The 10,796-nt window shown below is 63.4% G+C and carries 8 protein-coding genes; 2 read left to right on the top strand and 6 right to left on the bottom strand.

Annotated features, from left to right (window positions below; all coding sequences use genetic code 11):
* Nucleotides 1-38 precede the first annotated feature (38 nt).
* Complete coding sequence (locus tag DMP11_RS10335) at nucleotides 39-185, bottom strand: hypothetical protein (RefSeq protein WP_161555362.1); 147 nt, start codon at nucleotides 183-185, stop codon at nucleotides 39-41.
* A 164-nt stretch (nucleotides 186-349) separates the two neighbouring features.
* Here DMP11_RS10335 and DMP11_RS09815 point away from each other — a divergent pair, with 164 nt between their 5' ends.
* Nucleotides 350-1,045, top strand: a complete 696-nt coding sequence (locus DMP11_RS09815) for a response regulator transcription factor (protein ID WP_123186307.1) — start codon at nucleotides 350-352, stop codon at nucleotides 1,043-1,045.
* Between the two features lie 72 nt (nucleotides 1,046-1,117).
* Entirely contained in the window at nucleotides 1,118-2,761 is a 1,644-nt protein-coding gene (locus DMP11_RS09810) for a HAMP domain-containing sensor histidine kinase (RefSeq protein WP_123186306.1), read from the top strand.
* Nucleotides 2,762-3,039: 278 nt separating this feature from the next.
* Here the strand turns inward: DMP11_RS09810 and DMP11_RS09805 are convergent, their stop codons facing one another.
* From DMP11_RS09805 to dnaK, 5 genes are all read right to left on the bottom strand, one after another.
* Entirely contained in the window at nucleotides 3,040-5,796 is a 2,757-nt protein-coding gene (locus DMP11_RS09805) for an ATP-dependent Clp protease ATP-binding subunit (RefSeq protein ID WP_123186305.1), read from the bottom strand.
* 239 nt (nucleotides 5,797-6,035) lie between these two features.
* Nucleotides 6,036-6,425, bottom strand: coding sequence for a heat shock protein transcriptional repressor HspR (locus DMP11_RS09800; protein WP_235869445.1), 390 nt, complete (start codon nucleotides 6,423-6,425; stop codon nucleotides 6,036-6,038).
* Complete coding sequence (locus DMP11_RS09795) at nucleotides 6,416-7,372, bottom strand: DnaJ C-terminal domain-containing protein (RefSeq protein ID WP_123186309.1); 957 nt, start codon at nucleotides 7,370-7,372, stop codon at nucleotides 6,416-6,418. Before DMP11_RS09795 ends, DMP11_RS09800 begins: the two co-directional genes overlap by 10 nt.
* Nucleotides 7,373-7,518: 146 nt before the next feature.
* Nucleotides 7,519-8,175, bottom strand: coding sequence for a nucleotide exchange factor GrpE (locus DMP11_RS09790; protein WP_123186304.1), 657 nt, complete (start codon nucleotides 8,173-8,175; stop codon nucleotides 7,519-7,521).
* Nucleotides 8,176-8,178: 3 nt separating this feature from the next.
* Nucleotides 8,179-10,083: a molecular chaperone DnaK gene (gene dnaK / locus DMP11_RS09785; RefSeq protein ID WP_123186303.1), complete on the bottom strand. Its 1,905-nt coding sequence runs from the start codon at nucleotides 10,081-10,083 to the stop codon at nucleotides 8,179-8,181.
* Nucleotides 10,084-10,796: the final 713 nt, after the last annotated feature.

Raw genomic sequence — 10,796 nt, 5'->3', positions numbered from 1 at the left:
GGCGGGCGTTGGCGGGGGCGCGGGGGCGAACAGCTCCATCACAGCGGCCACCCCACAAGCACGCGCACGACGGTCATGAGAATCCACAGCACCACTAAAAACGTGCATAACGACAAAATCATGGTAAGCACGCTGAGCAGCGGCCCTTCGCTCCGTTCAAATATGTTCGCCTTCAGCTTTCGCATGCTGGCATTTTAGTACATTGCCGGGCCAACGCATTTCACACCTCGCCCACAACCCCCGCCGCCCCGCCGATGGCGCACGCCCCGCAGGCCGCAAGGGGCGGATTGCGCTCAAAAAAATCTTCTCCGTTGATATTGCGTAGAGATGCGGGTGTTAAGCTGGGCTCATGAAAGCCGATGGAACATACACCCTGCTGGTGGCCGACGACGAGCCGGACATCCTTGAGCTGCTGAAGGACTTTTTCGCCGGCCAAGGCTATCGGGTGCTGGCCGCCCGCAATGGCGAAGAGGCGCTGCAGCTGGCCCAGGAAGGGCCCGACCTGGTGCTGCTGGACGTGGCTATGCCGAAAGCCGACGGGCTTGAGGTGTGCCGCCGCCTGCGCCAACACCTGCATTGCCCCATCTTGTTCCTCACGGCGCGGGTGGAAGACGCCGATGCGCTGGAGGGGTTCGAGGCGGGGGCCGACGACTACATCCCCAAGCCGTTCTCGCTGCCGGTGCTGGCGGCGCGGGTGGCCGCCCACTTGGCGCGCGAGGGGCGGCAAGCGGCCGGCGGCGGGGCCGAGGTGCGATTCGCCGGCAACGTGACCATCGACTTTCGCCAATGCGCGGTTTTCGCCGACGGCAGCCCCGTTGGCCTTACCCCGCGGGAATTCGCCATTGTTTCGCTTTTGGCGAAGCACCCGGGGCGCGTGTTCGACCGCGATCTTATCCACCAGAAAGTGGGCGGCTGGGACGCGGCCAGCAGTCCGTTGGTGGTAACCGAGCACGTACGCCGCATCCGCAAGAAGCTGCTGGACGCCGGGGCTGAAACCGACCCTATTGAAACCGTTTGGGGGCTGGGATACCGCTGGCGCGGCTAGGCCCGCCCGCTAACCCGTCCACCTAAAATACCATTGTTGCGGGGCATTTGTCCTGCTCATCGGAGGTGCATCATGACGCAATCCACCCCGCCTCCCTCTCTGGGGGCAAAACTTCGCCGCAAAGTCACACTGCGGAAAGCCTTCACCGGCTACATGGCCGTGGCGCTGGCGGCATCCGTGGCGCTGTCGTTCGCCACGCTGTTCGCGCTCAGCCGCGCGCAGCAAGCCATCTACGACGACTCCTACAACGGCACCTACACCTATCTGTACGACCCCGCCAATCAGGCGCTGGTGCCCGCTAAGACCATCAACATCAGCCTAGACGAAGAAAGCTTCCTGCCAGTTTGCATTCCCGTCAGCGACGGCGGCCAAGACGCCACGCCCATTTCGGACATTCGGAGCATGGATGGCCCGGTTACCATTTACGGCGCCAATTCCCATTTCTTCTCGGATGGCGAAAACTCGGCAACTGATTCAACCGGGTCTTCCGTCGAACTTTTTCCGTGGGACCCCGAGGAAACGCGCTCTGCGATGAAGAGCTATTACCAGCACGACTGGGAGCAGTTTGTGGCGGCACTGAAGGCAGATCCGGACGGCCTCGCAGCGCGCGGCTACACGGCGGCTTTGGGGGCCATGCCCGAAACGGCGGCCCAGGCGCAGCAGCTGTTCCAGGAGAAGTTCGGCCCGCTGGCAGCCCCCTTCGACTACTTCCCCACCAGCATGTACACCGGGGCCGATATCGACTTGCGCAACCACCTGGAGAAAGGCGCTTACGTTCTGGTGGTGCTGTGGTTCGCCCTTTGCTTCGCCGCGGCGGCCAACCTGTTCTACCGCCGGCGCCTGGCGAAACCGGTGGCGCTTTTGGAAGGGGCGGCGGATTCCATCGCCCAGCAAGACCTGGATTTCTCTGTGGCCTATGGGCGCCATGATGAAATGGGCAAGCTGACGGAATCCTTCGAGACCATGCGGCAATCACTGGAGCGGTCGCAACGGCAGCTGTGGCAGACGGCGGAGGACCGCAAGCGGCTGAACACAGCCTTTGCCCACGACTTGCGCACACCGCTGGTGGTGCTGCAGGGGCGGCTGGAGATTCTGGCGCAGCGGGCGGACAGCGGCACGTTGCAACCGGAAGAACTAGTGAGCACTTGCGCTACGTTGCTGGCCCAAGTGCAGCGGCTGGAAAGCTACGTAGAAACCATGAGCACCCTGCAGCGACTGGACGATAGGCCGGTGAACAGGGCTTCTGTGAGCATTGCGGCCCTGATGAGCGAACTGCAGGCTATGGGGGACGAGCTGGCGAAGGAGGGACCGGCGCGCGTGACGGTAATCGCGAGCCCCCGCTGCCCCCTACTGGCCAGCGATGAGGGGCGCCGGCGGGCGGTGGCGTCCATCGACTTGCCGCTGGTGCTGGAAGTTGCCGAAAACCTGGTAACCAACGGGCTGCGCCATGCGAACGGGCAGGTGACGGTGGAGGTGGAAGTAACCGCCGACGGTCCGCTGCTGAAGCTGCGGGTGGAGGACGACGGCCCCGGCTTCTCGGCCGAAGCGCTGGCCCACGGCCGCGAGCCCTTTTTCAGCGAAGGGGAGGGCCCCGGTCACTTTGGCGCGGGCTTGAGCATCGCCGATATGCTGTGTCAGAAACACGACGGCTGCCTGGCGCTGACCAACCGCCCCGAAGGAGGCGCCCGAGCGACTGCCACTTTCGCCACAGCCTAGGGTGCAACGCGCCAGGGCGCTGCGGGCGCGATGCGGCTGCTACCCAAGACGCCACTGCCGGCCACAGCGCCACTGCCAGCCGCATCGCGCCGCGCCGTTGGTCGCCGCGCATGTGCGAATGGGAAACGAGAAAGGGGCGCGTCGATTGGATGCGCCCCTTATGGGTGGGCTTGCCGTCCGGATGGGCGGAGAAAAGGCCACTGCATGCAACGGACACAAAACATGGGCTGGATGGCCGGGTCCTCGCCCAGGTCGCCGTTGCTTTCGGTGTCCAAATCTTACAGGTGGCTAGACAGACCACCGTCGTAGTTGGCCAGGTCGTCCAGGTTCAAATCGCCCAGGGCCATACCGTCCTCGATGCGCAGGACGTACTCCCCTTCCGCATCCAGGTCCACCAGAATGTGGCCGCCGTCATGCAGCTGACCGGTAATCACCGACTGCGCGATACGGTCCACCACCTGGCGCTGGATGAGGCGCTTCAACGGGCGGGCGCCGTACACCGGGTCGTAACCGTCGATGGCCAGGTGCTCCATAGCCGCCGGCGTAACGTCCAGCGTGATGCGACGGGCCGCCAGGCGGTCGCGCACTTCCTCCAGCTGCAGGTCAACAATGGGCTCAATGGCAGAAATGGACAGCTCATTGAATGTAATCACGTCGTCGATGCGGTTCAGGAACTCCGGGCGGAAGGTGCCGGCCAGCGCGTCCTGAATGCGGTTGGTGAACTCCTGCATGCGCTTGGCCGCCTGCTCGGGGGTCATCTTCATCATCTGCTCGGCCACTTCACCCATGGTCTCGCCGCCAGTTTGCTCTTGGGCATCAAAGGCGCGGCCTTCAGCGGCGTGATCGCGGATGATCTGGCTGCCAATGTTGGAGGTCATGATGATGATGGTGTTCTTGAAGTTCACCACACGCCCCTGGCCATCGGTCAGACGGCCGTCGTCCAGCACCTGCAGCAGCACGTTGAACACGTCGGGGTGCGCTTTCTCCACCTCGTCCAGCAGCACCACGCAGTAGGGGTGACGGCGCACCGCCTCGGTCAGTTGGCCGCCCTCTTCGTAGCCCACATATCCCGGAGGCGCCCCGATCAGCCGCTGCACGCTGAACTTCTCCATGTACTCGGACATGTCGATGCGCACCATGGCCTTCTCGGAATCGAACAGGTACTCCGCCAGCGTTTTGGCCAGCTCGGTTTTGCCCACGCCGGTGGGGCCCAGGAACAGGAAGCTGCCGATGGGGCGGTTGGGGTCGGACAGGCCCGCGCGGTTGCGGCGAATGGCGCCGGCCACCACGCCCACCGCTTCGTCCTGGCCGATCACGCGGCTCTTCAGCACTTCCTCCAGGTCAACCAGCTTGTCCATCTCTCCTTGCATCATCTTCGTCACGGGGATGCCGGTCCAAGCGGAAACCACAGAGGCAATTTCCTCTTCGGTCACTTCCTCTTTCAGGATGGCGCCGTCTTGCTGCTTCACCTTCACCGCGTCTTCGGCGGCGTGCAGTTGCTGCTGCAGCTGCGGAATGCGGGCGTAGCGAATCTCGGAGGCCAGCACCAGGTCGCCCTCGCGGGTGGCGCGCTCTTCCTCCAGCTGAGCACTTTCCAGCTCGGCCTTTAGGTTCTGCACGTTTACGATGGCGTCCTTCTCGTTCTGCCACTCGGCCTTCTGGTGGTCCAGCGCCTCGCGGGCGTTGGCGATGTCGCGGCGCAGCTTCTCCAGCCGCTCCTTCGACGCGTCGTCCTTTTCCTTCATGAGCGCCTGCTCTTCAATCTGCATCTGAATCAGCTTGCGCTCGGCGATGTCCACCTCTTCGGGCATGGAGTCGATTTCGATGCGCAGGCGACTGGCGGCTTCGTCCATGAGGTCGATGGCCTTGTCGGGCAGGAAGCGGTCGGTGATGTAGCGGTCGGACAGTTCGGCCGCGCTCACGATGGCACCGTCGGTGATGCGCACGCCGTGGTGGATTTCGTACTTCTCCTTCAGGCCGCGCAGGATGGCGATGGTGTCTTCCACGGTGGGCTCGTTCACCAGAACCGTTTGGAAGCGGCGCTCCAGGGCGGCGTCCTTCTCGATATACTTGCGGTACTCATCCAGCGTGGTAGCGCCGATGGCGCGCAGCTCGCCGCGGGCCAGCGCCGGCTTCAGCATGTTGCCGGCATCCAGCGAGCTGTCGCCGCCAGCCCCTGCACCCACGATGGTATGCAGCTCGTCGATGAACAGAATCACGTTGCCGTTGGATTCCTTCACCTCGCGCAGCACGTTCTTCAGACGGTCCTCAAACTCGCCGCGGTACTTGGCGCCGGCCATCATGGCCCCCAGGTCCAGCGACACAATTTCGCGGTCCTTCAGGGAAGAAGGCACGTCGCCGGCCACGATGCGCTGGGCCAGCCCCTCCACAATGGCGGTTTTGCCGGTGCCGGGTTCGCCGATGAGCACCGGATTGTTCTTGGTGCGGCGGGAAAGCACCTGCACGGTGCGGCGGATTTCGTCGGAACGGCCGATCACCGGGTCCAGCTTGCCCTCGCGGGCCTTCTGGGTGAGGTTTTCGCCGTACTGCTCCAGCGCCTCGAACTGGGTTTTGTCGGTTTGCGAAGTGACGCGGGTGTCGCCGCGCAGGGCGTCGTAGGCGTCCTCGATGTTCTTGCGGGTGACACCGGCGGTGGTGAGTATACGGCCCGCGGCGGTTTTGTCCTCCGAAAGGGCAATCAGCAAGTGCTCGCTGGTGGCGAAGGAATCGCCCAGCTTCTCGGCAATTTTCACCGAGCCGTCAATCACCTTAATCAGGTCTTGGCTGGGGATGGGCATGGGAGCGCTGCCGCTTTGCTTCGGCATCTTCGCAATTTCGTCGGTGACGTTTTGCGCCAGCCAAACCGGGTCGGCCCCAATGCGCTTGATGATGGCGGAAAGATTGTTTTCGTCGGAATCCAGCAGCGCCTTCAGCAGATGAATGGGCTGGATGATGGCGCTTTCCGCGTCGCCGGCCACGCTCATGGCGTTCTGGAATGCCTCCTGAGCGGTGATGGCCAATTTATCTAGTCTCATGTGTGTTCTCCTTCGGTCCTTGCATGAAAGGACGGTCCTTTTGTTCTTCGTAGGGCCGAGATTCTATCTCGGCCTAAAATTGAAACTGCTTACCAGCCGTAGCCTTAGGCAGAGATAGAATCTCTGCCCTACGAACGGCCCGCCGGGTGGCGCGGGTGCGTCCCGCCCCGCGAACGGCCGCCGAGTGGCGGACGGGTTGCCGGACCGTGGGCAGGCGACAGGCTGCGGACGGGGCCAAGCTAGCGCAGGCGGCGCACCACCGGCGGGATGTCGGAGGCGCGCACCAGGGCGGTCACGCTTTCGCGGGTTTCCAGCTCGTGCACGCGGTCGGCCAGCTTCCGCAGGCGCCGGTGCAGGCTGTCCAGCTCTTCATCCCGCTCGTCCAAGCGTCCCTGCAAATCCAGGATGCGAATCACGCCGGCCAGGTTGATGCCTTCGCCGGTGAGCTCGTTGATCAGCTCTAGCCGCTCGATGTCGGCCTGGCTGTACATGCGGGTGTTGCCGGAGGTGCGCTTGGGGGTGACTAGGCCTTTCTGCTCGTAGGCGCGCAGCGTTTGCGGATGCACGCCTGCCAGTTGGGCCGCCACTGAAATCATGTACACGGGGCGGTTGCGGTCGTTCATTGCCATGACCTTACCTCCTCGGTGGTGGCTTCTTTGAAGGCTTCCATCGCCGCTTTCTGGGCGTCGTTCATGTTGGTGGGCACCTTTACGTCAACGCGGATTTTCAGGTTGCCGGTGCTGCCCTTCTTCTTGATGTCCGGCGCGCCCTTGCCCTTGATGGTGAGCACAGTGCCGTCCTGGGTGCCGGCGGGCACCTTCACGCGCACCTTCGTACCGTCGGGGGCGGGCACCACAATGGAGTCGCCCAGCGCGGCTTCGGCCACCGTCACCGGCAGGTCCACCACCACATCAGCGCCGTCGCGGCCGTAGTAGGGGTGCTCGGCAATCTTGGTGACAATCAGCAGATCGCCCGATTCGCCGCCGTTTTCCCCCAGCGCGCCCTTGCCCTTGAAGCGCAGGCGGCCGCCGCTCACGGCACCAGCCGGTACCTTCACGGTGAAGGTTTCCGGTTCTTGCTTGCCGGGCACGCGCACCGTCACCTTTTTCTCAGTGCCCTTGAAGGCCTCGTCGAAGGTGACGTTCAGGGTTACAGTCATGTCCTGGCCCTTGCGCGCCGCCGAACGGCCGCTGCCGAAACCGCCGAAGTCCCAGTTGCCGCCGAAGGCGCCTTCGCCATGGCGGATGGACTCCAGGATGTCGGCCCAGCTGCCGCCGAAACCGCCGCCGCTACCGCCGCCGCCGAAGATGTCCTCCACCGAGAAGCCGCCCTGGCCAGCGCCCCAACCCTGGGGAATCTGGTTCTCGTTGGCAGTGCCGTACTGGTCGTACAGCGCCCGTTTCTTCTCGTCGGACAGCACTTCGTAGGCTTCGTTGATCTCCTTGAACTTGGCCTCATCGCCGCCGGCGTCGGGGTGATGGGTGCGGGCCAACTTGCGGAAGGCCTTCTTTATCTCTTCAGCCGAGGCGTTGCGGGCAACGCCAAGGGTTTTGTAGTAGTCAGGCGTTTGAGCCATGCATTCCACCTCCTTGTATCCGAAGCGGCCCCAGCGCATCGGCGCCCCGCCGCTTTTCCATTAACGGCACGGCCACGCGGGCCGCACCGGTTCCAATCCTTAAAAAAGACGGGCCTCTTCCTAGAAGGCCCGTCTTGTAGCGAAGTCTATTCAGCCTTGTCTTCCTGGGGCCTCTTTGGGCCGCCGGTGGTTACGGTTACCATTGCGGGCCGCAGCACTTTCTTGCCCATGCGGTACCCCTTTTGGTACACCTGCGCCACCGTTTCGTCGAAGGCGCCAGGGTCGTCCACCGTTGCCACCGCTTGGCACTCCAGCGCGTCGAAGGCCTCGCCTTCAGGGCTTATCACCTGAACGCCGTCCTTCTCCAGCACCGCCACCAGCTTGTTCATCACGGCCTTCACGCCGTCCAGCAAGCCGGTTTCGCCGTTGTCAGTGGCGTAGCTGATGGTGCGCTCGAAGTCGTCGATTACCGGAAGCAGCCCCTCCACCAGTTTCTCGGTGGCGCGCAGCTTCTCTTCGGCACGCTGCTCGGTCATGCGGCGGCGGTAGGTGTCCCACTCGGCGTGCAGGCGCATGTACTTGTCCTGCCAGTCGGCCGCCTCGGCCTTGGCCTGGGCCACCGCTTCAGCGTCGGCGTCTTCCTCCACGATTTCCGCTTCAACCACTTCCGCCTCGGCGGGGGCGCCGGCTGCCTCGGGGGCAGCCGGTTCCTCGCTGGCGCTGGAAGGAGAGGAGGGGGAGCCAGCGCTCGGGTTAACAGCTTCGGAAGATTCCAAGACTTCGTCCTTTTCCGGGCTGGTCATGGTTTACTTCCCTTCGTTCTCGTCGTCCACTACTTCGTAGTCGGCTTCGATGGTGTCATCGGCAGGGGCGGTTTCGGCCGCAGCAGCCTGCGCGCCGGCGCCAGCGCCCTCGGTGGAGTAAACCACCTCGGCCAGCTTGTAACCGGCCTGCTGAATCTTCTCGGTAGCGGCCTTGATGGCGTCAATGTCGGTGCCCTCCAGCGCGCTGCGGGTTTCGGCGATGGCCTCTTCCGCTTGCTGCTTGGCATCGGCCGGCACCTTGTCGCCCAGCTCGCTCAGCGTCTGCTCGGTGGCGTTCACCAGGGCGTCGGCGTTGTTGCGCACCTCGGCCTCTTCCTTACGCTTCGAGTCCTCGGCGGCATGCTCTTCGGCGTCCTTCACCATGCGGTTCACTTCGTCGTCGGACAGCGCGGTAGAGCCGGAGATGGTGATCTGCTGCTGCTTGCCAGTGCCCAGGTCCTTAGCGGACACGTTCACAATGCCGTTGGCGTCGATGTCGAAGGTGACCTCGATTTGCGGCACGCCGCGGCGGGCAGCCGGGATGCCGGTCAGCTGGAAGCGGCCCAGCGTCTTGTTGCCGGCGGCCATTTCGCGCTCGCCCTGCAGCACGTGCACTTCAACGGAGGTCTGATTATCGGCCGCCGTGGAGTAGATTTCCGTCTTGCGGGTAGGAATGGTGGTGTTGCGCTCGATCATCTTGGTCATCACGCCGCCCATGGTTTCCACGCCCAGCGAAAGCGGGGTAACGTCCAGCAGCAGGATGCCCTGCACGTCGCCGGCCAGCACGCCGCCTTGCACGGCCGCACCCATGGCCACTACCTCGTCGGGGTTTACGGACATGTTGGGGGTTTTGCCGGTGAGGTCCTTCACCAACTCCTGCACGGCGGGCATACGGGTGGAGCCGCCCACCAGGATAACCTCGTCAATTTCGCCCTTGGTCAGACCGGCGTCCTTCAGCGCCTGCTCCACCGGCTTCTTGCAGCGATCCAGCAGATCCTTGGTGATGCGCTGGAACTCGGCGCGGGTAAGGGTGTAGTCCAGGTGCTTCGGGCCGGAGGCGTCAGCGGTGATGAAGGGCAGGTTGATGTTGGTTTGGGTGGTGGCGGAAAGCTCCATCTTTGCCTTCTCAGCGGCTTCCTTCAAGCGCTGCAGGGCCATCTTATCCTTGCGCAGATCGATGCCGTTGTCGGCCTGGAACTTGTCGGCCAGCCAGTCGATGATGCGCTGGTCCCAATCATCGCCGCCCAGGTGGTTGTCGCCGGCGGTGGAGGCTACCTCGAACACGCCGTCGCCCAGCTCCAGCACCGACACGTCAAAGGTGCCACCGCCCAGGTCGAACACGAGGATCTTCTCGTCGTGGTCCACCTTGTCCAGGCCGTAAGCAAGGGCCGCAGCGGTGGGCTCGTTGATGATGCGCAGCACCTCAAGGCCGGCAATCTTGCCGGCGTCCTTGGTGGCCTGGCGCTGAGCGTCGTTGAAGTACGCGGGCACGGTGATGACCGCCTGGGTGATGGGCTGGCCCACCTGCTTCTCCGCGTCGTTCTTCAACTTCTGCAGCACCATGGCGGAAATCTCTTCGGGGGTATAGGCCTTGCCGTCAATGTCGATCACGGCGCGGCCGTCTTTGCCCTGCTCCACCTTGTAGCTGACGGTCTTGCGCTCTTCCGCGGTTTCGCCGAAGGAACGGCCGATGAAACGCTTCACGGAAGCAACGGTGTTTTCAGGATTGGTAACCGCCTGGTTCTTAGCGGCCTTGCCCACCACGCGCTCGCCGTCTTTGCGGAAACCTTCAACGGAGGGAGTAGTGCGGTCGCCTTCAGCGTTTACCAGGATCTCCGGCTCGGAGCCCTCCATCACCGCCATGGCGGAATTCGTGGTGCCCAAGTCGATACCGAGAATCTTAGCCATTTCTCTTTCCTCACTTTCACATTGTGCATGTAGAGTTTTATTTGATGCTCGACAATATAAAATCTAAGTCTTGTATTGTCAAGTTTCATGCATGCGAAATATGAGGATTCTTATAACGTCCACAAATAAGGCATGCAAGAGGCATCCTACGCAGCTTTGAATTGCCGCGCCAGCCTGATGGCGCCACTGTGAACTGGTCGTTTCTGATTAGTATGAGAAAACCTGCGTCTGTGTCCATAATATGAAGAGAGCGTGTGCCGGCAACCGGGCCAAATCGCCGCCCGGACTAGCGGGGTAATCCGGGCAGGGGGCGCGCTCGGCGGGGCTCCCGCAGGCACTCTGCCCGGACTAGCGGGGTAATCCGGGCAAAACGCAAGCGATCCGCGCGCTTTCCGCAGAACAAACGCCCCGCAGCTACCCCTCTGCCCGGACTTGCAGGGTAATCCGGGCAAAGGGCGACGGACGAGACAAAGCAGTACCCCGCCTGGCCGGACAAGCGGGGTTATCCGGTCAAATAGACAACTCGGCGACACGCCGGCGGGCCGTTTGCCCGGACAAGCGGGCTAATCCGGGCAGAGGGCGGGTTTGGCGGGAATCCGGCCGGGGGTCTGCCCGGACTAGCGGGGTAATCCGGGCAGAGGGCTAGGCGCAACGCCGCACCGCAGGAGGCTTGCCCGGACTAGCGGGGTAATCCGGGCAGAAGCGGAAGGGGG

This window comes from Parvibacter caecicola (assembly GCF_003725335.1).
Classification (GTDB): domain Bacteria; phylum Actinomycetota; class Coriobacteriia; order Coriobacteriales; family Eggerthellaceae; genus Parvibacter; species Parvibacter caecicola.
This window is presented reverse-complemented; position numbering and strand designations above follow the sequence as displayed.